Here is a 24,949-nt window from a genome sequence, read left to right on the forward strand (position 1 = left end):
CGCCGCGACGCGCCCCGGCCCGCCGCAGCGCGCGCCGACCCGACGCGAATGGTTGCCACGCGCGGGGGAGAGCAGCCATCCGGGTCGGGTCGGGTCGGTTCGACGCGACGCGGGTCAGGCGGGGAGAGCCGACAGCACCGCCCAGCCGCGCGAGGGGAGGGATGCCTCGCCGGCGCGCCGGTCGATGTCGCCGGACAGTGCTCCGGCGAGCAATCGCGTCGCATCGGCGACCGGCACCGTCACGGGGGCGTCGCCGATATTGAGGGCGGTGATGACGGCATCCGTTCCGGTCGCGGTCCGCAGCACCATCGCGGTGTTGTCGATGTGGATGACGTCGGTGTGCGCGCGATGCAGCCAGGGATGCTGTCGCCGCACGGCGATGAGCTGCTGATGCGTGCGGAGGATGTGCTGCGCACTCTCGGGCAGCGAATCGGGCGCGGGCGGCGTTTCTGCGAACTCGGGGCGCACCGCATCGTCGCCGCCGAGGCGTTCCTCCTTCACCGCCTCGTAGCCGTATTCGTCGCCTGCGTAGACCGACGGCACACCCGCGACGGTGAAGAGCGCAGCCAGCGCATGCGGCACCAGGTCGAGGCCGACTGCCGAGGCGATGCGTGTGACGTCGTGGTTGCCGACGAAGGTCTGCGGTGCGAACACCGGCAGCAGCTCGTTGTTGCGCTCGATCGCGTGCTTGAGCTCGAACAGGTTGCCGTCGGCGATGCTGTGCCAGATGCCCTGCCACAGCTCATACTGCGTCAGCGAGTCGATCGTCGACTCCTCGACGATGCGGGCGGCGTCGCCGTGGATGACCTCGCCGAGGAACCACGCCTCGGGGTACTCGGCCCGAACCCGCGGCAGCACCTGAGCCCAGAAGGCGGGCGGCACGGCGTAGGCGGCATCCAGTCGCCATCCGTCGATGCCGCGGTCCAGCCAGTGGGTCATCACCTCGACGACGAGGTCGGCGACGGCGGGGGAGTCGTGGTTCAACGACACCAGGGCGTCGTGCCCCTCGAAGACGTCGGCGTCGACCGGCTCGCCCTGCTGCCATCCGTCCCATCGCACGCGGAAGAGGTCGGCGGTGGCGGCGTCGGGGCCCCGCTCCTCGAGCTCGTGGAACGCGGGGTGCTCACGACCCACGTGATTGAAGACGCCATCGAACAGCACACGGATGCCGCGGTCGTGAGCAGCCGCGATGAGGCGGTCGAGGTCGTGCCCGTCACCGAGGCGCGCGTCGAGGCGGAAGTAGTCGGTCGTGTCGTAACCGTGCGTGCTCGAGGCGAGCACCGGGCCGAGCAGCAACCCGTTGAGCCCCAGCTCGACCGCGTGATCGAGCCAGGCCTCGATGCGACCGAGCCGGTGCTCGACGGGCTGGTCCGCGCCGGCGGCATCCGCTAGAGCGTCGTGCTGGTCGGGCCGGATCGGCGCTCCCGTGAATCCCAGCGGGTACACGTGCCACCACATGACGGTCTCGGCCCAATTGCTCATCCCCGCAGTCAACACGAGCGGGCACCCCTCCGGGAACGACGTGCGAGAAGCCGCGCGGAGGCTTAGGGTGCGGCGCCGGGCGCGGGACGGCGGTCCATCAATCGCCACGATCCGCCTGTCAGCGGCGTGAGCGTCACGACGGTGTACACGACGGCGATCACCCCGAACGCGACGAAGAGTCCCACGCCGTCGGCCATGAATCCGCCGACGAGTGCACCCAGCGGAACGCCCGCCCACGTGCCGGCGTTGAGCAGGCCGAAGACCCGCCCCCGCATGCGCGCGGGCACGCGCTCGAGCTGCACGGCACCGAGGATCGGGTTGAGTGCTCCGGCCGCGAGTCCGGATATGGCGACGACGGCGATCAGCACCGCGAAGGGCGCACCGAACGCGAAGACGGCGCTCGACGGACCGCCCGCGATGAGGAAGCAGATCGCGAACGTCAGCCGCCGAGGCACCCGGTGCGCGACGAAGCCGAAGGCGATGTTGCCGATGAGCGCGCACCCGCCCATGACCGCGACGATCACCGCGAGCGCGCCGGCGCCGCCGAGCTCGGCGTTCGCGTACAGCGGCAGAAGGGTCGAGCTGCGCGCGGCGTCGAGCAGGTTCGTGATCAGCACCATGCCCACGATGAGTCGCATGAGCGGATCGCGGACCACGAACCGGAACCCGTCGCGCAGCTCGCGCCAGTACGAGCGCGGGGTTTCGGCATCCGTTTCGGCATCCGCGTCGCCGTCGGCGTTGTCGTCAGCGGCGATCCGGACGGTCGTGGCGGGAACCATCAGGCGGGTGACCGCGGCCGAGACGAAGAACGCGGCGGCGTTCGTGATGAGCGCTGCCATCGGCCCGAGGAGAGCGACGAGGGCGCCGGCGACGGATGCGCCGATGAGCTTCGAGAGGCGCTCCGAGCCGTCGAGGAGTCCCACGCTCCGCTCGAGCCGGATGCGAGCGGCCTCAGTGAGCTCGGGCAGCATGACCCGGCGCGCGATCTGCCCGGGTGTATCGAGAATGCCGCTCGCGAACACGATCAGCAGCAGGGCCCAGAACGGCAATCCCACGGTGAGGGCCAGCGCGGGGATCGCCAGCACGGTCGCTCCGCTCACGACGTCGGCGATGATCGCGGTGCGGCGGCCGCCGACCCGGTCGATCACCACGCCGCCGAAGACCCCGCCGAAGATGACGGGCGCGGTCGCGGCGAACGCGGCGAGACCCACCTCGACCCCGGAGCCGCCCGTGGCCAAGACGTAGAACGGGATCGCAAAGGCCGTGATGACATTGCCGGTCTGCGAGATCGCGTGGGCCGAGAGCAGCGCGTACAGCGCTCGGGATGCCGCGCGCCGCGGAGCCTCGTCGGCGGCGCGCGCCCGGGAGTCGGTCGCCGTCATGGCCGGCGGTAGGCCTGATAGACGAGGGCGACCGGTGCGGCGGTGTCGTCGTCATCGTCGTGCCGCGCGCTCGCTTCCTCCCACCGGTGCATCAGGGATTCGAGCTCGGCGCGCATCGCGGTGAGCTCATCGAGCGTGAGGCGCAGCGTGCGGTCGCCGGTCGCACCGGCGGCGACCCATTCGGCGGGGAGCGTCGGCATCGCGTCGATGTACTCGCTGTAGCGCGCGGCGTAGATCTGCGCGATCGACTTCTCCAGAGCCGACGATGCGGCAAGCTGCGACGGATCGTCGAGGTGCGCGGCCGGCTCCCACGTCGTCAGGGCGCTCGCCGCCTGCCACCAGCGCTCGCGCTGGTCGGCGCTGCGCGGCTCGGCGGGCTCGATGAGGTCGATCGAAGCGAGTTTGCTCAGGTGGTAGCTGATGGTGCCGGGCGCCTCGTCGACGACGTCGCCGAGCTGCGCGGCCGTCTGCGGTCCGTTCTCGCGCAGGATGCCGAGCAGGCGCAGTCGCGTGGGATGCGCGAGTACGCGCATCGCGGCAGCGGTCTCGAGGCGTGACGTCGATCGGTCTGCTGAAGGCATACCCGCAACGCTAGATGCACAAGAACCATTGCGCAACATCTGTTGTGCATCTGGGTGGGCGGTCGGCGGCTCCGCCTGGCCCGCGCTGGCTCAGCTCTGCGCGGCGAGCCACTCCGCGAAGGTGACGGTGCCGCGTTCGGCGTTGGCGTGTCCGCGCAGGCGCCCCGATGACATCGCGCGGCCGAATGATCCGGGCAGGCGCATCTCGAGCGTGATCCTGCGGATGCCGCGGGCATCGAGCAGCGCCCGGACCATGTCGATCAGCAGCTCGTCACGCGGTCCGGTCAGGTCGCGTGCCCGGCCGGCCGGCGCGCCTTCTGCGAGGGTGACGAGGTGCTCGGCGACCTCGTGCGCGGCGACGGGGCGGACCCGGGCCGCGGGCACCACCGTGATCGGCCCGATCTTCCCGCGGACGAGGGTCTGTTCGGCGAACTCGTGGAACTGCGCCGCGCGCAGCAGCGTGTGAGGGAGCGCCCCACGTTGCACGGCCCGCTCGTGCGCGAGCTTGCCGCCGTAGTAAGCGGCATCCACGCCGTCGATGCCGACGATCGACAAGGCGACGAGGTGCCCCACCCCGGCCTCGATTCCCGCCCGCTGCAGGTTCGCCGACACCCTCTCGAAGAACCGGCGCGATCGGTGTCGCGAGAGCGTCTGGATGCCGCTGACGTCGACGATCGTGTCGACGCCTTCCAGCACCGCGGCGGGCAGCGGGCCGTGTTCGAGGTCGTGCCCCTCGCTGCGCGCGAGCGCGACGACCTCGTGACCCCGGTCGGTCGCGATGCGATGGACGTGCCGGCCGACTGTGCCGGTGCTCCCGGCGATCGCGATTCTCACGAGGTCAGTATGACGGGGCCGGAAGCCTCGAACGAGACTCGAGGGTGGATCTCGCGCTCCTGACCGACCCCGCCCTTCGCGGATGCGCGGCGTACCGGGCGAATGCTCGACCGAGGCGAGCTCGTCTGCGTTCGCCTGTCACCTGTCGCCCCTATGCACGTCGTGAAGGGGCGTGACGTGGCAGGTGACGTGGAGGCTCGGGCTAAGCCGCGGCCTCTCGCGGGTCGCATCGAGTTCCGCTGCATCCGGCGAGCGGCCGTCGTGGTGTGCCGCCGACAGGCTCAGCGGTCGACGCTGACCACCCCGAGCTCGTAGGCGAGGATCACAGCCTGTACACGGTTCGCGAGATCGAGCTTCACGAGGATGCGGCCGAAGTGTGCCTTCACCGTCGATTCGCTCAGGTGCAGCGCAGCCGCGATCTCCGCATTGGTCAGGCCCTGTCCGACGTGGCGGAACACGTCGCGCTCGCGCGGTGACAGCGCCGAGAGGGCATCGGGGGATGCCGGTCGGCCTGTCGGCGAGAGATGCGGCATCGCTGCGTCGATGAGCTTCGCGGTGATCCGGGGCGACACGACGGCATCGCCCGCCGTCACGGCCCTCACCGCGGCGACGAGTTCGTCGGGGCGGGTGTTCTTCAACAGGAATCCGGCCGCGCCCGCGCGCAGCGCGCCGAACGCGAACTCGTCGAGGTCGTACGTCGTCAGCACGATGATTCGCGTGTCCGGCAGCCCCGCGGTCAGCTGTCGCGTGGCCTCGATACCGTCGAGTCCCGGCATCCGCACGTCCATCAGCACGACATCGGGCCGCAGCCGCTGCGCGGCCTGTACCGCTTCGGCGCCATCTGATGCCTCACCCACCACAACCAGGTCGGCCTGAGCCTCGAGCACGAGCCGCAAGCCGTACCGGATGAGCTCCTGATCGTCGACGAGCAGCACTGCGGTACGCGCGTCGGCTGCGCCGGGCTGAGTCATCGTTCCTCCGTCGAGAGGCGGACGAGAACCCGCCAGCCACCGCCGGCGACTGGTCCCGCCTCCACCGAGCCATCGTAGAAGGCCGCACGTTCGCGGATGCCGACGAGCCCGCGCCCCGGGGTCGCCGAAGGCAGAGCCGGCGCCGACACGTCCTTCACCAGGATCGTCACCTCGGAGCGCTCGAACACCAGCCGCACGAGCACGTCGCGCACGTCGCGGCCATGCCGCAGGACGTTCGTCAGCGCTTCCTGCACGATCCGGTAGATCGTCAGGCTCACGGCAGCGCCCTCCGTTACCGCTCCGGTCTGTTCCAGGCGCACCGGGATGCCGGCCGACCGGAACTCCTCGACGAGCGCCGGGATCCGTTCCACCCGCGGCACATCCGTCGCCGGCGATGCGTCGCGCTCGTCGCGCACCGCGGTCAGGAGTCGCCGTACCTCGCCGAGCGTCCGCCGTCCGGTCTCGCTCACGCGGCCGATGGCGCGATGGGCCTCGTCGGGCCGCTGGTCGACCGAGGCCTGCGCGCCGTCGGCGAGCGCGACCATGACCGCGACGCTGTGCGCGATGACGTCGTGCATCTCGCGGGCGATGCGTTCGCGCTCGGTCGCGGCCGCGATGCTCGCCTCTTGGTCGCGTTCGCGCCGCAGGTGCTCGGCCCGCTCGGCGAGCGCTGCGGCCTGTCGTCGGCCGTGCCCGGCGTTGATGCCGAGCAGCGTGGCGATGAGGAACGCGGCGACGAGCACGACGGCGACGCTCGCCCAGTCGGTCGGCCAGGCTGCGGCATCCTCCCGTTGGGCCAGACCGAGCAGCGGCACGCCGAAACGGACCCGAAACGCGAGCGCGAGCGACGCCACGATCGCTCCCGCGGTGGCCCACCCGAACCAGAACCAGGCGCGGCGGGCCTCGTCGAGACCGGCGCGGTAGAGCGCGACGACCACGAGGAGCATCTCGGCTCCGGTGCCGACGGCGAACGACATCAGCATCAGCGCGACGGCAGCGCCGAAGCCGATCGCCGGATGCCGCCGCGAGATCACGATCGCGGCCACCCCGGCGAGGCCCAGCAGCACGATCGGCCACAGGGGAGTGGTGATCGTCGATTCGACGGACAGGTACCCGAAGAACGCCGCGATGATCGAATACGAGACGAGGATGACGGCATCCGCCACGTCTCGTCGTCGTTGGGACGGGCTCACGCGTCCCTCGTCCGCAGCGCCACCGCGCCGATCACGAGCGCCCCCGCAGCCCAGACCGCCGCGATCAGCCAGCCCGCTCCGACACTCATGTGTCCGCTCCACAGGTCGAGGAACGGTCCGCCCTCGATCCCGACTCGGCCCATGGCGTCGCCGGCGTTGCCGAGCAGGCCGAGACGGATGACACGCGAGAGGAGCCCGAACGGCAGCAGCGAGCTGAGCACGGGAAGCAGCAGCGTCGCGGCGAACACGATGATCGATCCTGTGGTCGTCGAGCGGACGAGCGTCGTCGCGCCGAGACCGAACACCGCGCAGAGCCCGAGATAGACGGCCGATCCTACGAGGGCGAGCATCACGCCCGGTGCGGTGAGGGGCGCGCCCAGGCCGAAGCCCTCGTAGATCGGGTTCGTCACCGCCCACGCACCGAACACAGTGACGAGCGACGCTGCGGTGACGGTGGTGAAGGTGACGAGCGTCTTGGCCGCCAGCATCCGCACCCTCTGCGGCACCGCCACCAGCGTCGTCTGCATGGCGCCGGAGGAGTACTCGGCGCCGATCGTCATGACGCCGAAGATACCGGCGATGATCTGCCCGAGCACGACCATCGGCACGGTGACGTCGGCGATCGTGCGCTCGATGGATGGAACCGAGGGCACGCCGGATGATTCGAGGGTCAGGCCGAGGAAGAGGCTGCCGCCGATTCCGACGGCCAGGATGCCGACGAGCGCGAGCACGGATGACGGCAGGCTCACGACCTTGATCCACTCGGAGTGCACCACCGCGGTGAACGGCGGGCGCTGGGTGCGGGCGTCGGCGCGGTGCGGCTTGGTGGTGATGGCCATTACTTGTCCTTCTCGCGGTGGCTGGGAGCCGACGGGTATTCGGTCGCCTGCGCGGTGAGGGCGAGATAGGCGTCTTCGAGCGAGCCCGACACCGAGGCCACTTCGTAGAGCACGACTCCCGCGGCACCGGCGATGCGCGCGACGTCCTCGGCGGGCAGGTCGGTGATGTCGAGTGCGCCGTCGTCGCGCGTGATGACCGTCACTCCGGGGCGCGCGACCGCCGCCACGAACCGTTCGGTGTCATGCGTGCGTACCCGGACGACCGGCTGCGTGACTCCTGCGATGACGTCCCGCATCGGCCCGTCGGCGATGATCGCGCCGCGACCGATGACGATCAGGTGGTCGGCGGTCTGGGCCATCTCGCTCATGACGTGCGAGGAGAGCAGCACCGTGCGGCCCTCGGCGGCGAGTTCGCGCAGCAGGCGGCGGATCCACAGGATGCCGTCGGGGTCGAGGCCGTTGATGGGCTCGTCGAGGGTGATCGTCTGCGGGTCGCCGAGGAGCGCTGCGGCGATGCCCAGCCGCTGGCCCATGCCGAGCGAGAAGCCGCCGACGCGCTTGTTCGCTACCGAGTCGATACCGGTGCGCTCCATGACCTCGCGCACGCGCGGCGCGCGGATTTGATGGGTCGCGGCGATCGCGAGGAGGTGCTTGTAGGCGGTGCGGCGCTTGTGCGCGGCGCGCGCGTCGAGCAGCACCCCGACCTCGCGCAGCGGTGCGGGCAGGTCGCGGTAGGCGCGGCCGTTGACCTCGGCCGTGCCGGATGTCGGCTTGTCGAGCCCCACGATCATGCGCATGGTGGTCGACTTGCCGGCGCCGTTCGGGCCGAGGAATCCCGTCACCCGGCCCGGCTCGACGGCGAAGTCGATGCCGTCGACCGCGACCTTCTGCCCGTACCGTTTCGAGAGCGATTGAACACGAATCATGTGTCACCTTTCGTCCCCATCGACGCTACGAAGGGGCGCGAGATGCCACATCGGACCGCGGTTCGGACTTACTCCGGCGACCAGTACCTGGGTCTACATGGGCGGTTCGGGCCGGGTCGGGCCTTGCCTTGATGGGCGCGCGGGACCGCGATGGGATTCACCTGGCACCTGTTGCCGCTACCGGCGCCGGGACAGGGCGCGAAGTGCCAGCTGAGGCGTCGTGTCAGCTCTCAGGCCCCGAGGATCCGCTGGAACAGCCGGTGGTCCTGCCAGCGTCCGGCGATGAGCAGATACTCGGGAGCGAGCCCGAACTCGACGAAGCCGCATTTCCTGAGCACGGCCTGCGACGCGACGTTGTCGACGAGCGTGCCGGCCTGGATGCGGTGCAGCTGCAGGTCGTCCGTCGCGAGGCGCGAGATCTCGTTCACCGCGGCGGTCATGAGGCCGCGACCCGCGTAGCGCTGGTCGATCCAGTAGCCGAGGTTGCCGCTCTGGAACGCCCCACGGGTGATGCCCGAGAGGGTGATCCGCCCGATGATCCGCGATGCGTGGGCGAGGACGAGGGGGAGGGCGGCGCCGGCTTCGTGGCTCGCGATGAGCGCGGCGATTTCGGTGCGCTGACCTGCTTCAGTGCGGAAGTCGTTGGAACGGATCGGCTCGAACGGCGCGAGGTGCGCGGAGTTCACGCGGTACGCCTCGGCGAGGGCGGCGGCATCCTCTGCGCGGAGCGAACGCAAGACGACGTCGTCGTGCAGGTCGATCTCGACGGGAGATGCAGTCATCGTGCTGCCTCCGTCGCCGCTGTCGCCGCCAGAGCGGCCTTGATGCCGACGCGAGTTCCCCACATCATCACGATGACCATGAGCGCGGCGCCTACGAGCACCATGATCCCGAGCGCCGCCGGCGGCATCGGCACGAGCGAGACCACGCCGATCGCGACGGACACGTAGCCCGTGACGAGTGTCGCGCCTTTCGAGCGCACGTGAGCGGCGAGCCAGGCTGCATCGCTGGACATGGTGCTGGGTGTGCGGATGCCGGCGAGCGAGTTCCGCTTCAGCTTTCCGGATGCCGCGGCCCGCGCCATCCAGATCAGCAGAGCACCCGAGCCGGCCATCGTGACGAACAGGACGATGCGGGGGATGATCTCAGCTTCCATCCTCTCGACCCTATCGAGGCGTCTTCGGCGCGCGCGGGCCGGACAGACGAGAGCCCCGGCGTCCGCACTGAGGATACGGATGCCGGGGCTCTCGAAGTCTGTCGGGGTGTCAGCCCCGGACGCCGAGCGCGAAGCTGATCGCGCCCTCGCCGTCGACCTGCGCGTCGAGCACGCGGTCATCGAGCGCGAGGGCTGCGGCCGGGTCGACGAAGATGCGGGCACCGTCAGCTTCGACGACGGCATCCTCGCTGTGCGGGGCCTCGGCGAGGGAGAGTGCGAAGCCGGTCTCGGGGGAGCCGGAGTCGCTGATTCGGATGCCGCCGGTCTCGGCGGGGATCTGGGCGGTGAGGTTCTTCACCGCGGTGGCGGCGTTCTCGGTGAGCGTGAGCATGAAGCTCTCCTTCCGTGGATTGCTGCGGAGCCCGCCACGATTCCGAGAATCCAAGTCGAACGCAAACGTGAGCGCCGACTCCCAGGGGATTCTGAAGGTCGGCGGGCGACTACCGGGTCAAAGGGTGTTGACGAGAACGAAGCTCACGATCAGCCCGAGGAGCAGGCAGCAGACCCACGCGGTCGCCGCCGACACGTACCAGTTCTGCCGGAGCTCGAGACCGAGGCGATCCGGGTGACCACGCGGGGTGCGGCGGAGACTCCGCTGCGTGAAGAGCATCGGCGGAACCATCAGCACGAAGCACAGCAGCAGTCCGATGAGTTGCAGGAGCGCGTTCGATGACCGCCCACCGGGAGCGATGATCTGCCACACCTCGGCCAGAGCGAGAGTGATGTTGCGCGGTCCGCACAGCGCGACGAGTCCCGCGGCGCCGATGACCATGACAAGGATGCGCAGGACGCGATCCGGTCGCGTTACGGAGACTTTCGGCGGCGTAGCTCCGTGGTGCTGGTGGGCCCAGAACTCGCGGTGCGCTCGCCGCCCCGCGAGCGGCCAGACCGCGACCGCGATAAGTCCCGCGGAGAGCCAGCCGAGCCACTCGCCGCCTTGGATCGGGATGCCGAGGGCGTCGAACGCGATCAGTCCGCCGATCCATGCGGCCATCGTGGCGACGAAGAGGACGAACGCAGCGATTATCCCGAGCGCCGTCCGCAGCGGCCTGCGCGTTGGCGCGGTGGCTGGGGCTTCTCGGGTCACGTTGGTCAGCATAGGGCTGGGGCGCGCTGGGGTTGAGGAGGGAGGGGATGCCGCGGCCCGCGGCCGTCTAGACTTGGGGTGCCTTGCCTCTGTAGCTCAGTGGAAGAGCCACTCCGTCCTAAGGAGCGGGTCGGGGGTTCGAATCCCTCCAGGGGCACCGTTTTCGCAGGCTGGCCTACGCGAGACCGTCACATCCGCGAGCAGGGGCAGTCTGCGGTACGGTCACACCGTGACGAGTGAGCCGGTGAAAGAAGCGTTGTCGCAGTTTGTCGAAGAGCGTGACTGGGGTCAGTTCCACACGCCGAGCAATCTCGCCAAGAGCATCTCCATAGAAGCTGCGGAACTGCTCGAGTGCTTCCAATGGAGCGACGATGCTGACGAGACTCGGGTCCGAGAAGAGCTGGCTGATGTCGTAACCTACTGCACGCTTCTCGCGGAGCGGCTTGGTCTCGACCTCGACCAGATCGTTCTCGACAAGCTGGCTGAGACTCGCACGAAGTACCCCGTGGACAAGTCAAGGGGACGGAGCGCCAAGTATGACGCCCTCTGAGATTGAGGAGCTCGACCTCACCGTGTCGGACGTCCGGGCATGGGCATCTGAAGATGAGCGGCGGACAAATTGGCCGGTCGTGTATGTCCTTGACAGTGCCGGCGCCCCGGGCCCTCCACTCGTCTATGTCGGCGAGACCATCAACGCCGCCTCGCGGATGGAGCAGCACCTCCGGAATCCGGCCAAGGCAGCGTTGCGCCGGTCACGGGTGGTGATCGACGAAGCATTCAACAAGTCAGCTTGCCTCGATCTCGAGTCGCACCTCATCCGTTGGCTTGCAGGTGACGGGCACTTCACCGTGCTCAACGGTAACGAGGGCATCATCGATGCGCGCTACTACGAGCGGGAACGGTACCGGGAGAGCTTCCGTGAGGTCTTCGAGCAGCTGCGCGCCGAGGGAGTATTCCAGCGGAGCATCCCCGAGATCGAGAACACCGATTTGTTCAAGCTCTCGCCGTTCAAGGTCCTCACGCACGAGCAAGCTGTTGCCGTCGAGCAGATCGTCGAGGCGCTTCTCCAGGATTTGGCGGCGGGCACTCGATCGACCAGTGTCATCCAGGGGCACCCAGGCACCGGCAAGACCATCGTCGCGATCTTCCTCATGAAGCTGTTGGGTGACATCCGCGACTATGACGACGCCGACGAGGTCGAACAAGACTCTCTGTTCGCGGAGTTCTTCGTCCCTGAGAACCGGGAGTTGCTGAAGGGCGTCCTAATCGGGCTCGTCGTCCCGCAGCAGTCGCTACGCGACTCGATCAAGAAGGTCTTTCGGAAGACCCCCAAGGTCAGCGAAGAGCTCGTTCTCAACCCCTTCGATGTGGGCAAGTCGACGGTGCCGTTCGACCTGCTGATCGTGGACGAAACGCACCGGCTCAATCGCCGCGCGAATCAGTCCTCGGGCGTCCGAAACCGGGACTTCGCTGAGATCAACGCACGGCTCTTCGGATGGGACGACACGGCCAAGACTCAGCTCGACTGGATCCGTGCGCAGAGCCGTCACCAGATCTTGCTCATCGACGAGCGGCAGGGCGTACGGCCAGCAGACCTCCCGAGTGACGTGCTTGACACCGAGATCAGGGACGCGCAGCGAAACAAGCGGTGGTTCCCCCTAGCGAGACAGATGCGCGTGAGAGCGGACGCCGACTATGTCGGATTCACTCGTCAGCTGCTGCGGGGCGAGGCGCGGGCGGGAGACCGCCCTGACTTCGGCGAATACGATCTGAGGTTCTTCGACAGCGTCGCGGCCATGCAAGCTGCGATCCGCAAGCGCGACCGCGAGGTTGGGCTCGCCCGTCTCGTGGCCGGTTACGCCTGGGATTGGAGGACACGAGGGAACAAACCCGGATCCGACTTCGAGCTGGAAGGTATCCCGTTCACGTGGAATCGCACTGACAAGGACTGGATCAACTCTCCCGGGTCGCTGGACGAGGTGGGATCCATCCATACGGTTCAGGGATACGACCTCAACTACACCGGCGTGATCATCGGCAACGACTTGCGCTATGACGGACGAGTCGCTGTGGATCGCGATTCGTACCGCGATAGGAAGGGCAAGGAGAACCTCGGTCAGCTCGGTCGGCCTACGACGGATGCAGATCTCCTTGCGTTGGTCCAGAACATCTACGGTGTCCTGCTGACGCGCGGGATCTTAGGGACGTACGTGTACGTATGCGACCCCGGTCTCCGGGATTACATGAGATCAGTCGTCGATGGCGGCCCGCGAGGAGGCTGAGCCTGATCCGAGTGTGAGTGCACGTGAACGGTTCTCTAGCGGAGTCCCGGTTCGGCTCACCTCCCGCGAGCCAACTCCAACGCCAGCGACGTCCGGTCGCTGTGTCCCAACTTCCTCAGCAGCGCCGAGACCGCGTTCTTGACGGTGCCGTGAGCCAGGTGCAGGCGCGTCGCGATCTCCGCGTTCGGTAGCCCGAGCGCGAGCAGGTCGGCGACGGCCTGCTCCGTCTGCGTCAGCTCGGGGGAGAGCGGGGGAGCGGCACCGCCGTGACGGCTGAGCGCGACGCGAGCGACACGCGGGTCGATGACCAAGCCGCCATCCACGACCTGCCTGATCGAGTCGAGCAGGCGGTCGGCTGAGACATCCTTCAGAAGGAAGCCCGCGACTCCCGCTTCGAGCAGCGATCGAACGAGTTCCGCGTCGTCGAACGTCGTGAGGGCGAGCACCGGCAGACCCGGATGATGCACCGCGCACTCTCGGACGAGCCCTAATCCATCGAGGACCGGCATGCGCGCATCTGCGAGGACGATGTCGGGGCGGACGGTCGGGATGAGCGCAAGCGCCCGCGAACCGTCCTCCGCTTCGCCGACCACCTCGACGCCGCTGTCGGTCTCGAGGATCATTCGCAGGCCGCGACGGAGCAGCTCTTGATCGTCGACGACGAGCACGCGGATGGCGTTCAAGCGATTCCCGCCGGCACGCTCGCATCTTCCGGGACTCCCGCAGTCTCGCCGGCCGCCCGGACGGGCAGCAGCATCGAGAGGCGGAAACCCGACGCTCCTCCCTCAACCGCCAGCGAGCCACCCAGCTCCTCGGCCCGAGCACGCAGCGAGCGCAGGCCGAAGCCTTCTGCCGGCGGTGTCCCACCCTGGGACGCAGTGCCGTCGTCGTCGAGCGTCGCCTGGATCGACGAGGGGCCGACCTCAATGCGCAGGCTGGCCGTCGCGGCATCCGCATGTCGGATGACGTTCGTCAGACCTTCCTGAACGAAGCGGAGGAGAAGCAGCGCGTGCTGCCGAGGCAGAGATCGCTCGCCGTCGATCTCGACCGTGACGGTCAGCCCCGTGCCGCGGAAGCTCTCGGCCAGCGTGCCGAACGCTTCGATGTCGCCGAGCTCTCCGAGCTCGATCGGGTGCATCGCGCGGACGAGCCGCCGCATCGCTTCCAGGCTCTCGCCGACGACCGCTCGGGCGTGGACGACCTCATCGCGAGCTGCAGCCGGATCGGCGACGCGGCTCGCGTAGTCCAGCGAGAGCCCGACCGCAGTGAGGCGATGGCCGAGGTCGTCGTGCAGTTCGCGGGCCGTGCGCTCCCGTTCCTGCGCGAGGACCAGATCGCGATCGGCGGCGTACCGTCGCTGCAACTCGGCATGCGCCGCGTCGAGTTGCGCGAGGGCATCCTGCAGATCATCGTTCACGCGCAGACTGTCTCGCAGCACGACCGCGACCGCCGCCGCGATCCCCGCCAGCACTGCCGTGCCAATGGCCTCCGCGAGCATGAACTCTGCCGGGCTGCCGCTGGTGAGATGCAGGGTCAGGACGGTGATCACGAGCGTGGTCGCATAGCCCCACAGCACTCTCGTCGCGGAGAACGTGACGCCCAGCATCAGCAGAGCCGCCCAGATGATGCCGTAGTAGAGGGCGCCGTTGCCGAACGACATCACGACGACGGCGATGACGGCGAACAGGCCGGCCGCAACACGCGAACGCTGGCCCGATCTACGCCACAGCACCCAGAGGGCAATGGCGATGGCCGTCAGAACCGTGACCGTCGCGGTGAGCCAGAGGGGGCGGATGTCGTAGGAGTAGAGCACCATCAGAACCGGGCCGGCCAGCCCCAGGCTCATGGCGATGTCGAGCAGACCGGTACGGAGAGTCGGAATGCGCGCCATGGCTTCAGCGTATGCAGGCGACGCGGGTCATGGCGGTGACCCGAGTCACGGCTTTTGCCCGGCGGGAAGTGACTGCCGGAATGAGCAGCACTGACCCGAGAACGATGCTCAGCCAAGGGCCGGCTTTTAGCTTTGCGATATGAGCTCCTTCTCGGCATCCAGCGCCGCTACTTCGCGCGACCTCGCTCAGCTTGCGCACCCGCCCCGGCTTGGCGTCGGCCCGCTCGGCATCATCGTGAGAGCAGTCGTCGCGATCGCGATCCTGATGGCGGCGAACCTCGTGGCGGGGGTGATTCCCGCCGTTGTGGTTCTGATTCCGGGGGCGGCGGAGGTCTTCGGTGGTTCGTCCCCGTGGGGGTTCGCGTTGGCCGCAATCGTGCAACTGTCGGTGCTCGGATTCGTCCTACTCGTGCTGCGCATCTGGATGACCACGGTCGAGCGCGCACCCCTGCGAGCCGCGGGGTGGAGCTGGCGACGCAGTTCGGGCCTGTGGCTTGCTCTCGGCATCGGGATCTCCGCCCTCTCCGTGGTCATCGTCTATTCAGCGCTTCCGGCGATCGGTCCCATCCGGGACGACGAACTTTCCGGCGGAGAACAGGATGTCGTGCTCGTCAGCGCGCTGCTGATCATCTACTACCTCGGGCTCGCCTTCGTGCAGCAGTCACTGCCCGAGGAACTGCTGTTTCGCGGATGGCTGCTCTGGCGACTGCGCGACCGCCCCGTCTGGGCGATCACGGTGACCACGCTCGTCTTCACCGTGATCCACCTGGTGTCGCAGGGCGGACAGCAATCGGTCGTGGAGCACGTGCTGTACCTCGCGCTTCCGCTCGGGTTCTCCTTGCTCGCCGTCGGACTGCTGCTGTGGACCGGATCGCTGTGGGCCGCCGTCGGCGTGCACGGTGGCTTCCACGTCGGCAACTACATCGCCGTGGCGGCGATGCCGGAAGTGGATGCCGTCAGCTCGTGGCTCGCGATCGGGGGAGTTCAGGCGGTTATCGGAATCGTCCTGACGGTCGGTGCGCTGAGGTGCGGAAGAGGCATCGTCTGACGGTTGTACGCAGGAGCGTGCTTTCCGTAACGCCGCCTCGGAAGCAACCCTCCGTTACGTCGGGGTGTGATGTGGGTATCTTGCCGTGGCGTCGCGCAACTGGATCGTGCTCTGCGTTCAAGCCCGTCAAAGCCCAGGACTCTCTATCGATCTCAGCGTCACGCTGTAACCACTACCGAGCTGGCCCTGCAGCTTTTCCTTAAGTTCCTGGCCGCGCCTTTTATGCGCCGCTGCCGCTTCGGCGGACATCCAGCCGTCTACTTCATCGAACTGGAGGTTGAAATCTCGCGCCCAATCGAGGATCTCCTCGCGTAGATCTTCAGAAACGATATCAATCGCGAAGTCGTAATCGTTTCCGAGGCGCACCGGCCACCCAGTGTAGGGGACACCAAGTTCGACTGCTAGACCCACGCCGCAACCCTGTTGCAGTCCGACTGGGTGGTGGGGTAGCTGGTGATGACGCGATTGTTAGTCATAGACACGACAACCGATGGGCTGAAATCGAGCACAACTTGTTGCTGAGGATTTATGATCTCGACAGGAGCTGTGTAGCACCTCTTCCCGCCGTATTCCACGGTCCAACGCGTCGGTTCAGTCAGAACAGCTTCCGTCGAGATGGCCATCAGGTCGTCCCAGGACAGGGGGATGCCACCTTGAGCCAACCGGGTCTCCCACTGCGGTTGATGTTCTTTTTGAATGTGATGCCATCCGTACGTTTTGGCGTTGATGGGGCCACATTGCAAGTAAACCGGAGAATTTCCTCCCGGGACAGAAGGATAGGTTCGAAGTGGGAAATCGGGGAACTGTGGTGCACCGACGCCAAAGCATGCAGCATACGCGATGGGGTCGTCAATGAGTCGAGGTGTAACCGTACCGGCGGGTGCCTCTATGGGTTCCGGTATCAGCTCGGTTATTTCAAACGCCTCGCCCGTTACCGCATTAACGGCTGTCCACCCAGTCAAGTCGTGAACCGTACGCGAGGACATGGAGTAGCCGAGCGTAGGTTCCGCTGAACTCGTAGATGCGGAGACAGGGGCAGGAGCAACGTGCGCGAACGAGACGGTCGAGAGCACAAGTATCGAGGATGCTAGCAGAGTGTTTTTCATGAGGCGCAGTTCCTTCGCGTTTCCGCTGAGTGGCCGATTTGCTCGCCGCTCTAGATATAGATCATCCTGCACGAAAGTGATCGATCATCGCAAGCTTTTGTGGGCGAGCGAGCGAAACGACTCGAGTTTTGGTCGATCTATTACTGGGTGGCGCCTGCGGTCTCCATCGTGATGGGCTGCGCGCACGACGGAACACGTCGCCGCTTGGCTCGGCACTGCTCGCGCGTCCTGGCGTCGTCGTCTTCTTCATCCTGGCGGCTCACGCGTTGGGCGGTATCGGGCTGAAACGCGGCATCGGGTCGCTAATTCTCGGTCTGTATCGGCTACGAGATGTAGGCAACGAGCTCGACCTCGTGGCGTCTTGAACCTCCGCCCGTAGCGCTCGGCTAGCATTTCCGCATGGCCACAGCACCCCGCATCATCGACGTCTCGATCGGGAGCGACGGCATCCGCCTCGGCCAGTTTATGAAGTTCGCGGGCCTGCTCGACTCGGGCGGCGATGTGAAGGAAGCCATCATCGACGGCTTCGTCACGGTCAATGGCGAGGTCGACCGCCGCCGCGGACGCCAGCTGCAGCACGACGACGTTGTCGTCTTCGATGGACGCGGGGCTCGGGTTCGTCCGTAGCGCCGAGGCTCTCAACACCGCCCTCAAGAGTCGCTCTCATGGCTGGAGCGTCCCGGTAACGGTCGGGTTCGATGCCACGCACGGGCAGCGGCTGGGACGCCGTCCGCCACGAGCGCGGATCGTTCTCGAACGGGGTTCTCGCTCACGACGGCGACCTCGTCCTTTTGTGATGGACCACGTCCGGTCGCGGCATGCGCTGCCCTCTGGCCGGGCCTGCGCGCGCAGCGACGCGGCACTGCCGCCTCCGCGGCCGATTCGTGGGGCGGTCTACAAGCGGAGGCTGCCGCTGATAATCGCTTCGGCGACGACGCTGAGGCGAGTTTGCGTCGATCGGGCGTGGGCGCGGATGAGGCGGAAAGCGCCGTCCATGTCGAGGCCATGACTCTGCGCGATGTATCCCTTGGCCTGCTCGATGACGACGCGGCTATCCAGCGCATGTTGCAGCTTGCTCTGCGTGGTGAGCGACTCTTCGACGATGCGCTGTTGCAGGATGCTGATGGTCGCAATATCGGTGAGGGTTCGCGCGGCAGCGGCGTCAGGCTCGTTCAGGACGCCGGGGCGGTCCCGGAACAGATTCAACGAGCCGAGGATCGAGTTGCGCAATCGCATCGGGATGGCGTGCAGAGAGGCGAACCCCGATCTGCGAGCATCGTCGGCGAACTTCGGCCAACGGCCGCCGACCTCACGGAGATCCTCTACCGAGACAACTTGCCCTGTGGCCACCGCTTCGACGCAGGGCCCCTCACCGGCCTCGACCTGCATGAGCCCGACGAGTTCGCTGCGCTCGCTCGTGGAGACGATGACCTCGAGGTCGCCGGCAGGGCTGAGCAGGAGAATCCCGGCGGCGGCGGCGTCGAAGATGCTCGTGCATTCGTCTACCAGCAATTGGAGGAGGTCGACGATATCGAAATCGTCGACGAGGGAGTCAGCCAGCGTTCCCACCGTCTGCAAGAGCTGATCTTCGCGAGTGCTCATAGTTCAGTCTAGGACGCGGACGTCAGGCGTCGAAGGTGAGCCGTCGCTCGACGACGTCGGACGATACCTCGCTCAAGGTGCGGCCGCTGGAAAACGCACGACCCCGAAGAACGAGGAGCGCGTCATCAACCCCGATCGATAGCTGCGCAGCGACCATACCGGTTGCTTGATGCACTTCACGTCGGGAATGGGGGCCGTCGAGGATGCCGTCCTCGACACGGTCGAGGTTCTCGAGTGCCCGCCTCAACAGGTGTCGTGACGCGACCTCGGCGAGTACCTTCACGTCTTGGACGGTTTGCGACGGCAGTCGGCCCGGTTCCTCGTTGTACAGGTCGACGGCCCCGACATTCAGCTGACCGACGAACAGCGGAAACGCGTATAACGAGCCGATGTGAAGCGCTCGTAAGGAAGTCATCGTCGCCGGCCAACCGCTGGAGCTGCGTTGCAGATCGTTCTCGAGGATCGGTCGGCGTGTCCGCACCGCGTCCCAGCACGGCCCTTCTCCCAGATCGATTTGGATCTCGTCGATGCGAGCAGCGATGCTGCTGCTCGCGCACACTGTCTGGCTTCCGAGCGGTTTTCCCAGGGTAGAGATCGCAGCGCCGGTCACTCCCGTCGCTGTAACGAACGGATCGCACAGGTTGTCGGCCGTGTCGGCGGTGACCAAGCGCGTGAGGGCCTCAGCGAACGCATGTCGGTCGTCGCCCGGGAGGGACGTGCCCATGGATCCCTCCTACCGTCCTTGTCGCAAAACTAGGCGCTAGGTCCTGGTGTCGTGTGCTCAACATAACAGCCGGAACGCTCATCGCCCCGCAAGGCCCTCATGCATCTCAGCGACCGGATCATAGAACGATCGAATGGGTTGCTCTTCTCGGCCGACCCTGTGTAAGCGTCTCTGAGCCGGCCTCCCAGTTGCCCCGCCCCGGCCAACACTGTCGACACGCTGCGGGGAACGGTGCTCTTCGATCCCCAAAATCGCTCCAGTCCCGTGCGTCCGCTCGTTCAGTGTCGACGGGGTCGGCCGGGGTCTGGGGCAACCTGGGATGACCGTACTCGTCGCCGCCTGCGACCACAACCCCGTGTTGAAACGAGTGCACGCGAAACAGACGGTCTCAGCTGCTTGTTCTCGGCAACTGGCGTCCAGCGAAAAGAGGGTATCGGGCGCACGGGTTTTCACGTACGGTGTGCAGATCCAGCAGACCCCGTACCGGCGGCGGTCTTGCACGGAGCGGCCCCAAAACGCCCCGGCAGGATCGCCGCCAACCCGAGCGATCGCACGTCAGCCGTGGCGGCAGGCAGCTTGGACCGCTGCGCAGTGCTCGCCGGCGCATTCCGCCTCCGGTTAGCATTTCGGCACGGCTGAAACTCTCCGGATCATCGACGTCTCGATCGGGAGCGACGGCATCCGCCTCGGCCAGTTCATGAAATTCGCGGGCCTGCTCGACTCGGGCGGCGATGTGAAGGAGGCCATCATCGATGGCTTCGTCACGGTCAACGGAGAGGTCGACCGACGCCGCGGACGTCAGCTGCAGCGCGACGACGTCGTCGTCTTCGACGGCCGCGGGGCTCGCGTCCGCCCGTAGCGCCAGCAATGATGGCAACGAACACGACGGTTCCAGCGACGAAGCCGGGGCTGCGGAACTCACTGGGCGCGGACATCAGTTTCGGCGGCGGTCCTTTTCGCTCGCCCCGCGCCGTTTCCGATGGAGCCAGTAAAGCCCACCGCTCGAAAAGGTGATGGTCGCGAAGGTGACGAACGTCACGACGGGGGAGTCGGGAGGGAGCACGTTTCCCAGAACCACGACCAGGGTCAGCAGAGCCAGTACGGATGCCGACCATATGGTCCAGTGCTTCTTCACGAGCCCTCCACGATTGACCCCGATGCTATCGACTCGTGTCCGTCTTTCGGACGGGCGCACCTGAGCCCCACCTCGCCAGCCCTCACGCCCACCTGCGCCAAACTGTCGACATGGAACAGTTCCTCGACGCCGACGTTCCCGTGGGGCGTGCGGCGGTCGCCGGCATCCCGCTTCCGCCGTTCGCGACAGCCGCCGACCACCAGCGCTACCTCGACATGCTGCAGCTGTACCTCGCGATGCTCGATCCGGGAGGCCCCGCGACGAACACGGTCATCCTCAACGAAGCTCTCGCCGCCGAGCGTCGGAGCGCGGATGCCGGACCTCTCAGCCCCCTCGCGCTGACCGCGAGCCTCTCATCGTTCTTCCCCGCGCCCTGGACTCCCGACGCCCTCGCCACAGCACTCGCCGGCCGCTTCGGCGCGCCGGTCCGACACCGCGACGCGTGGCGGTGGATGGGTGATCCGGACTTCTCCGCGATTCCCCGCGAGGGCGGCGGCTGGGACATCGTCCGCCACGAGCGCGGATCGTTCTCGAACGGGGTTCTCACCCACGACGGCGACCTCGTGCTGCTGTGGATGGACCATTTCCGGTCGCGCTTCCCCCTGCCCTTCGGTCACTCGTACCAGCGCAGCGACGCGGATCTGCTCGCGCCGGCAGTCCGCGCCGCTCGCCGCGCCCACGATGTGAACACCGCCTATCCCTACCTGGTCACCTGGCGCACAGAACGCGACGCTGCGCTCGGCGAGAGCTAGACGCCCACCCGTCGCGAAGCGACACCGGATGCTCGACAGATCCTCAACGGCCTGGAAGGGTGTCCAGATGAGAGGCACCGAGAGCAGGCGGCGGTGGGCGTGGGTCGGACTCTGGTTCGGCGTCATCTACGGCGTGATCGTCGCGCTTCTCCTCATCGCGGGTGTCTTGGCACCCGGGCTGTGGTTCACCGTCGTGGCGATGGTCCTCCTGGCCGTCTCCCAGGGCCTCGTGCTCAGGTCGATCAGCCGCGAAGAGCGGCGACCGTGAGTTGATCGCCCGCTAAGGGTCTCCGGCGCAGATGGAAGAATCGTGGGGTGACCGCAACTCTCGTCGCTCAGGGCCTCGCCGGCGGATACGGCCACCGCACACTCTTCGACGGCGTCGATCTCACCGTCAGCCCGGGGGATGTCGTCGGCGTCGTCGGGGCCAACGGTGCCGGCAAGTCGACGCTCCTCCGCATCCTCGCCGGACGCGACACGCCCCAGTCGGGCACCGTCAGCCTCGCGCCCGCCGATGCCTTCGTCGGCTGGCTGCCGCAGGAACACGAGCGCGTTGAGGGCGAGACCGTCGCCGCGTACATCGCGCGCCGCACCGGATGCGCGGAGGCGACGGCGGAGATGGATGCCGCGGCATCCGACCTCGGCGATCCCTCGATCCCCGGCGCCGACGACCGGTACGCCACCGCTCTGGAGCGCTGGCTCGCGAGCGGTGCGGCCGACCTCGACGAGCGCCTGCCGATCGTGCTCGCCGACCTCGGGCTCGAGCTCGACGCCGACGGCATCCATATGACATCTCTCTCGGGCGGTCAGGCGGCACGCGTCGGACTCGCGGCCCTGCTGCTCTCGCGCTTCGACATCGTGCTGCTCGACGAACCGACGAACGACCTCGACCTCGACGGGCTCGAGCGCCTCGAAGCGTTCGTGCGCGGCCTGCGCGGGGGAGCCGTGCTGGTCAGCCACGACCGCGAGTTCCTCGCACGCAGCGTCACCCGCGTGCTCGAGCTCGACCTCGCGCAGAACTCTCACCGCATCTATGGCGGCGGCTACGACGCCTACCTCGAAGAGCGGGCGACCGTGCGGCGTCACGCTCGCGAGAAGTACGACGAGTTCGCGGGCAAGAAGGCCGACCTCGTCGCGCGTGCCCGCGTGCAGCGGGAGTGGTCGAGTCAGGGCGTCCGCAACGCGATGAAGAAGAACCCCGACAACGACAAGATCCGGCGCAAGGCCGCGACCGAGTCGAGCGAGAAGCAGGCGCAGAAGGTGCGCCAGATGGAGAGTCGCATCGCGCGGCTCGAAGAGGTCGACGAGCCCCGTAAGGAGTGGCAGCTCGAGTTCACGATCGGCGCCGCGCCGCGGTCGAGCTCCGTCGTCTCGACGCTCAACGGCGCCGTCGTCCGGCAGGGCCCGTTCACGCTCGGGCCGGTGTCGTTGCAGGTGAACGCGGGCGACCGCATCGGCATCACCGGGCCGAACGGTGCCGGCAAATCGACGCTGCTGCGCACGATCCTCGGCAGGCAGGCTCCCGACGAGGGATCGGCCGGCCTCGGGTCGAGCGTGAGCATCGGCGAGATCGACCAGGCCCGCTCGTTGCTCGTGGGCTCGCGACCGCTGGCCGACGCCTTCGAAGCGCTCGTGCCCGAGATGGCATCCGGCGAGGTCCGCACGCTGCTCGCGAAGTTCGGTCTCAAGGCCGACCACGTGCTGCGCCCGGTCGACGAGCTGTCGCCGGGGGAGCGCACGCGCGCCGGTCTGGCGCTGCTGCAGGCGCGCGGCGTGAACGTCCTGGTGCTCGACGAGCCGACCAACCACCTCGACTTGCCCGCGATCGAACAGCTCGAACAGGCGATCGAGTCGTACGACGGCACGCTCCTGCTCGTCACCCACGACCGGCGGATGCTGGATGCCGTGAGCACCAACCGTCGCTGGCACGTCGAGGGCGGCCGCGTCACCGAGGCCTGAGAGTACTGCGTCCGCCCGGGAGCCAAAGGCGATCGCGAAAAGCGGCACAGATAGGCCGCGAGACAAGGCATGGCTTCGGCCGGCGCGAGAACCTCAGAGCGATATATGGGCAGACTATGAGGCTCGTCGGACGCCCGGCCCTCAGACCGGAGTGACGAGGGGGCATCGCGTCTGACACGACGCGCTTCGTCGGCGAGGTGGACGGCGTCGAGCTGTTCCTCGCGAAGAGCCAGGACGACGAGATCTGCCTCATTCAGCTCCGCGATGGCAACTTCGAGAGCACCGCATGCTCCTCCGGCGGCGGACTCGGGACGATCATCACGGGAGAGCCCGCCGTCGAGGTCGGCGACTTCCGCTACCTGCCGGATGCCGAGAACCGCCCGGGCCGTGAACAGATCAGTGACAGCGTCGTCGTCATCCGGGGTGGGCTGTAGCCCGACCCCTGCCTCAATCGGCCGGCGGCTGCTCGGTCTGAGCGCTCCACTGCGCCCGCAGCACGCTGATGACATCGTCGAGCCGCGCTCCGGTGCGCAGCGCCTCGTCGGTCAGCTCGCGGATGCGCTTGAGCACGGCGTGGGGGAGCACCGCCGCCGATTCGGCGACGCGGGTTCCGGCGGCGGTGCGGCTGACGACGAGCCCCTCCTGCTCGAGCAGCTTGTAGGCCTTCGCGACGGTGCCGGGCGCGACGCCGAGGTCGGCGGCGGTCTGACGGACGGTGGGCAGGCGCTCATTCGCGGCAAGCATGCCCGACACGATGAGCCCACGCAGCTGGAGATAGATCTCGCGCGACGGCGTGCTCTCGTCGGCGCTGGAAAGCGGCCGGGTGATGGTCATCGGGCGTACCCGACATCCGTCCCCGGCGCTCCGGGCGCGGGGGCGATCGCGGCGGCGACCGAGTCGCGATCGGCGCGCGGGACGAGCGAACCGCCGACGACGAGGAGCATGCCGACGGCCACGATCTCGACGATCGGCGCGGCCGCGCCGGCGAGAGATGCAAGCTCCGCGTATCGCCATGCGACGTCGTACGAGGTGGTGGTGCCCGGGCCGTCGATCATCAGGGTCGTCGTCGAGGCCGCGTTGCCGATGAGACGCCACGCTGCCCCCAACGCGAGCAGGCACGCGCCCGTCGCCAGCCACACGATGCCGCCGGCGGTGCGGCGGCGGGCTGCGCGCTCGAGTGCGACGGTCTCGGGCCGGAGGAACGACCGCGCGGCGTTGCGGTCGAGGGCCCGCCAGACGACGATCACCAGCAGCGTCAGGCCGACGAGGGCGGGAACGCCGTAGGCCCAGCCATAGAACACGACGCGGAGGGGATCGACATCCGCTGCATTCGGGATCGGGATGACGAGCCACAGCCAATCGCCGTCATCGTTCGGCGACGAGGCGAGGCAGGCCGCGACGGTCGTCGCGACGAGCCCGAGCGCTGTGATCGTCAGAGCGACGAGGGTCATGGGCGAGCTGAACGAGACCCACGACCTGCGCACCGGCGGCGATACGGGACGCTCGGGCGCGCCCGATCCGCGCGTGCGAACGATGGCGAGCGCGGCGATGATGCCGGTCAGTGCGACGGCGAGCGGCGCCGCTACACGCCACCACGACGCCCCGGAGCCGTCCCAGACGTAGCCGCGGAAGAAGAACTCGAGGAAGAAGCCCAGAGCCACGACGACGCCCGCGACGGCCAGGGCGACATGCTCCCCGGCGTACCGGCGCCGAAGCGCGGATCCGCGCTCTCCGATGAGCCCGGCTCCGCGCTCGGCGCCACCGCTCGTGTTCGCGCGGATCGCGACGACGGTCGCCGCGGCGACGAGTCCGAGCACGAATGACACTGGCGGCCATGTCGCGATGGCGCCGGTGAGTTCGAGGGGCCCGAAGGTCGCGAGAGAAGGGATGAGCATGCGTGACGCCTTTCGCTTGTACCCCGATGGTGGAACAAAATGTA

Annotated in this window: 28 protein-coding genes and 1 tRNA gene; 10 read left to right on the top strand and 19 right to left on the bottom strand. The window is 67.8% G+C overall.

What is annotated here, in order from left to right:
* Positions 1-114 precede the first annotated feature (114 nt).
* The 12 genes from DEU36_RS14730 to DEU36_RS14785 form a co-directional block, all read right to left on the bottom strand.
* Positions 115-1,482 (bottom strand): alpha-amylase family glycosyl hydrolase, encoded by a 1,368-nt coding sequence (locus tag DEU36_RS14730; RefSeq protein ID WP_120265062.1) that lies wholly within the window; start codon positions 1,480-1,482, stop codon positions 115-117.
* 62 nt (positions 1,483-1,544) lie between these two features.
* Positions 1,545-2,864, bottom strand: coding sequence for an MFS transporter (locus tag DEU36_RS14735; protein WP_120265063.1), 1,320 nt, complete (start codon positions 2,862-2,864; stop codon positions 1,545-1,547).
* Positions 2,861-3,445 carry a helix-turn-helix domain-containing protein gene (locus DEU36_RS14740; protein ID WP_183045422.1) on the bottom strand — a complete coding sequence of 195 codons (585 nt, stop codon included), beginning with the start codon at positions 3,443-3,445 and terminating at the stop codon, positions 2,861-2,863. The genes DEU36_RS14735 and DEU36_RS14740 overlap by 4 nt, the downstream gene beginning before the upstream one ends.
* Before the next feature lie 90 nt (positions 3,446-3,535).
* On the bottom strand, positions 3,536-4,279 hold the full coding sequence (locus DEU36_RS14745; protein WP_120265065.1) for an SDR family oxidoreductase: 744 nt from the start codon (positions 4,277-4,279) through the stop codon (positions 3,536-3,538).
* A 281-nt stretch (positions 4,280-4,560) separates the two neighbouring features.
* Positions 4,561-5,250, bottom strand: coding sequence for a response regulator transcription factor (locus DEU36_RS14750; protein WP_120265066.1), 690 nt, complete (start codon positions 5,248-5,250; stop codon positions 4,561-4,563).
* On the bottom strand, positions 5,247-6,443 hold the full coding sequence (locus tag DEU36_RS14755) for a sensor histidine kinase (protein ID WP_147374442.1): 1,197 nt from the start codon (positions 6,441-6,443) through the stop codon (positions 5,247-5,249). The genes DEU36_RS14750 and DEU36_RS14755 overlap by 4 nt, the downstream gene beginning before the upstream one ends.
* Positions 6,440-7,282: an ABC transporter permease gene (locus tag DEU36_RS14760; RefSeq protein WP_120265068.1), complete on the bottom strand. Its 843-nt coding sequence runs from the start codon at positions 7,280-7,282 to the stop codon at positions 6,440-6,442. Before DEU36_RS14760 ends, DEU36_RS14755 begins: the two co-directional genes overlap by 4 nt.
* Positions 7,282-8,208 carry an ABC transporter ATP-binding protein gene (locus tag DEU36_RS14765; RefSeq protein WP_120265069.1) on the bottom strand — a complete coding sequence of 309 codons (927 nt, stop codon included), beginning with the start codon at positions 8,206-8,208 and terminating at the stop codon, positions 7,282-7,284. The genes DEU36_RS14760 and DEU36_RS14765 overlap by 1 nt, the downstream gene beginning before the upstream one ends.
* A 230-nt stretch (positions 8,209-8,438) precedes the next feature.
* On the bottom strand, positions 8,439-8,990 hold the full coding sequence (locus DEU36_RS14770) for a GNAT family N-acetyltransferase (RefSeq protein ID WP_120265070.1): 552 nt from the start codon (positions 8,988-8,990) through the stop codon (positions 8,439-8,441).
* Entirely contained in the window at positions 8,987-9,364 is a 378-nt protein-coding gene (locus DEU36_RS14775) for an SdpI family protein (RefSeq protein ID WP_183045423.1), read from the bottom strand. Before DEU36_RS14775 ends, DEU36_RS14770 begins: the two co-directional genes overlap by 4 nt.
* 109 nt (positions 9,365-9,473) lie before the next feature.
* Positions 9,474-9,755 (bottom strand): iron-sulfur cluster assembly accessory protein, encoded by a 282-nt coding sequence (locus DEU36_RS14780; RefSeq protein ID WP_023954731.1) that lies wholly within the window; start codon positions 9,753-9,755, stop codon positions 9,474-9,476.
* Positions 9,756-9,872: 117 nt separating this feature from the next.
* The gene (locus tag DEU36_RS14785) at positions 9,873-10,511 is read right to left on the bottom strand and encodes a hypothetical protein (protein ID WP_147374443.1); all 639 of its coding nucleotides are present in this window, start codon (positions 10,509-10,511) and stop codon (positions 9,873-9,875) included.
* A gap of 85 nt (positions 10,512-10,596) precedes the next feature.
* Between DEU36_RS14785 and DEU36_RS14790 the strand changes: the two genes are divergently transcribed.
* From DEU36_RS14790 to DEU36_RS14800, 3 genes are all read left to right on the top strand, one after another.
* Positions 10,597-10,668 (top strand) — tRNA-Arg (locus tag DEU36_RS14790).
* 72 nt (positions 10,669-10,740) lie between these two features.
* A complete protein-coding gene (locus DEU36_RS14795; RefSeq protein ID WP_120265072.1) occupies positions 10,741-11,061 on the top strand; it encodes a nucleotide pyrophosphohydrolase in 321 nt (106 codons plus the stop codon).
* A complete protein-coding gene (locus DEU36_RS14800; protein ID WP_120265073.1) occupies positions 11,048-12,793 on the top strand; it encodes a DUF2075 domain-containing protein in 1,746 nt (581 codons plus the stop codon). Before DEU36_RS14795 ends, DEU36_RS14800 begins: the two co-directional genes overlap by 14 nt.
* Before the next feature lie 56 nt (positions 12,794-12,849).
* Here the strand turns inward: DEU36_RS14800 and DEU36_RS14805 are convergent, their stop codons facing one another.
* Positions 12,850-13,476 carry a response regulator transcription factor gene (locus tag DEU36_RS14805; protein WP_120265074.1) on the bottom strand — a complete coding sequence of 209 codons (627 nt, stop codon included), beginning with the start codon at positions 13,474-13,476 and terminating at the stop codon, positions 12,850-12,852.
* Complete coding sequence (locus DEU36_RS14810) at positions 13,473-14,684, bottom strand: sensor histidine kinase (RefSeq protein ID WP_120265075.1); 1,212 nt, start codon at positions 14,682-14,684, stop codon at positions 13,473-13,475. Before DEU36_RS14810 ends, DEU36_RS14805 begins: the two co-directional genes overlap by 4 nt.
* Before the next feature lie 139 nt (positions 14,685-14,823).
* Between DEU36_RS14810 and DEU36_RS14815 the strand changes: the two genes are divergently transcribed.
* Positions 14,824-15,732 carry a CPBP family intramembrane glutamic endopeptidase gene (locus DEU36_RS14815; RefSeq protein WP_120265076.1) on the top strand — a complete coding sequence of 303 codons (909 nt, stop codon included), beginning with the start codon at positions 14,824-14,826 and terminating at the stop codon, positions 15,730-15,732.
* A gap of 126 nt (positions 15,733-15,858) precedes the next feature.
* Here DEU36_RS14815 and DEU36_RS14820 read toward each other — a convergent pair whose 3' ends face one another.
* Positions 15,859-16,143 (bottom strand): hypothetical protein, encoded by a 285-nt coding sequence (locus DEU36_RS14820; protein ID WP_183045424.1) that lies wholly within the window; start codon positions 16,141-16,143, stop codon positions 15,859-15,861.
* A 1,094-nt stretch (positions 16,144-17,237) separates the two neighbouring features.
* On the opposite strand from DEU36_RS14820, the gene DEU36_RS14825 reads away from it, so the two are divergent.
* Complete coding sequence (locus tag DEU36_RS14825; RefSeq protein ID WP_120265078.1) at positions 17,238-17,465, top strand: RNA-binding S4 domain-containing protein; 228 nt, start codon at positions 17,238-17,240, stop codon at positions 17,463-17,465.
* A gap of 267 nt (positions 17,466-17,732) precedes the next feature.
* On the opposite strand, the gene DEU36_RS14830 is transcribed toward DEU36_RS14825, so the two are convergent.
* Both DEU36_RS14830 and DEU36_RS14835 read right to left on the bottom strand, forming a co-directional pair.
* Entirely contained in the window at positions 17,733-18,440 is a 708-nt protein-coding gene (locus DEU36_RS14830; RefSeq protein ID WP_120265079.1) for a GAF and ANTAR domain-containing protein, read from the bottom strand.
* 22 nt (positions 18,441-18,462) lie between these two features.
* Positions 18,463-19,164 (bottom strand): GAF and ANTAR domain-containing protein, encoded by a 702-nt coding sequence (locus DEU36_RS14835; protein ID WP_120265080.1) that lies wholly within the window; start codon positions 19,162-19,164, stop codon positions 18,463-18,465.
* Between the two features lie 649 nt (positions 19,165-19,813).
* On the opposite strand from DEU36_RS14835, the gene DEU36_RS14840 reads away from it, so the two are divergent.
* From DEU36_RS14840 to DEU36_RS14860, 5 genes are all read left to right on the top strand, one after another.
* Positions 19,814-20,023, top strand: coding sequence for an RNA-binding S4 domain-containing protein (locus tag DEU36_RS14840; protein ID WP_120265081.1), 210 nt, complete (start codon positions 19,814-19,816; stop codon positions 20,021-20,023).
* A 386-nt stretch (positions 20,024-20,409) separates the two neighbouring features.
* The gene (locus DEU36_RS14845) at positions 20,410-21,051 is read left to right on the top strand and encodes a hypothetical protein (RefSeq protein WP_120265082.1); all 642 of its coding nucleotides are present in this window, start codon (positions 20,410-20,412) and stop codon (positions 21,049-21,051) included.
* A gap of 67 nt (positions 21,052-21,118) precedes the next feature.
* The gene (locus tag DEU36_RS14850; protein WP_120265083.1) at positions 21,119-21,319 is read left to right on the top strand and encodes a hypothetical protein; all 201 of its coding nucleotides are present in this window, start codon (positions 21,119-21,121) and stop codon (positions 21,317-21,319) included.
* A gap of 47 nt (positions 21,320-21,366) precedes the next feature.
* Entirely contained in the window at positions 21,367-23,010 is a 1,644-nt protein-coding gene (locus DEU36_RS14855; protein WP_120265084.1) for an ABC-F family ATP-binding cassette domain-containing protein, read from the top strand.
* 197 nt (positions 23,011-23,207) lie between these two features.
* Positions 23,208-23,444, top strand: a complete 237-nt coding sequence (locus tag DEU36_RS14860) for a hypothetical protein (RefSeq protein WP_120265085.1) — start codon at positions 23,208-23,210, stop codon at positions 23,442-23,444.
* Positions 23,445-23,457: 13 nt separating this feature from the next.
* Here DEU36_RS14860 and DEU36_RS14865 read toward each other — a convergent pair whose 3' ends face one another.
* Complete coding sequence (locus DEU36_RS14865; RefSeq protein ID WP_120265086.1) at positions 23,458-23,844, bottom strand: GntR family transcriptional regulator; 387 nt, start codon at positions 23,842-23,844, stop codon at positions 23,458-23,460.
* Positions 23,841-24,905, bottom strand: a complete 1,065-nt coding sequence (locus DEU36_RS14870; RefSeq protein WP_120265087.1) for a hypothetical protein — start codon at positions 24,903-24,905, stop codon at positions 23,841-23,843. Before DEU36_RS14870 ends, DEU36_RS14865 begins: the two co-directional genes overlap by 4 nt.
* Positions 24,906-24,949 lie beyond the last annotated feature (44 nt).

This window comes from Microbacterium sp. AG238, assembly GCF_003610405.1.
Classification (GTDB): Bacteria; Actinomycetota; Actinomycetes; order Actinomycetales; family Microbacteriaceae; genus Microbacterium.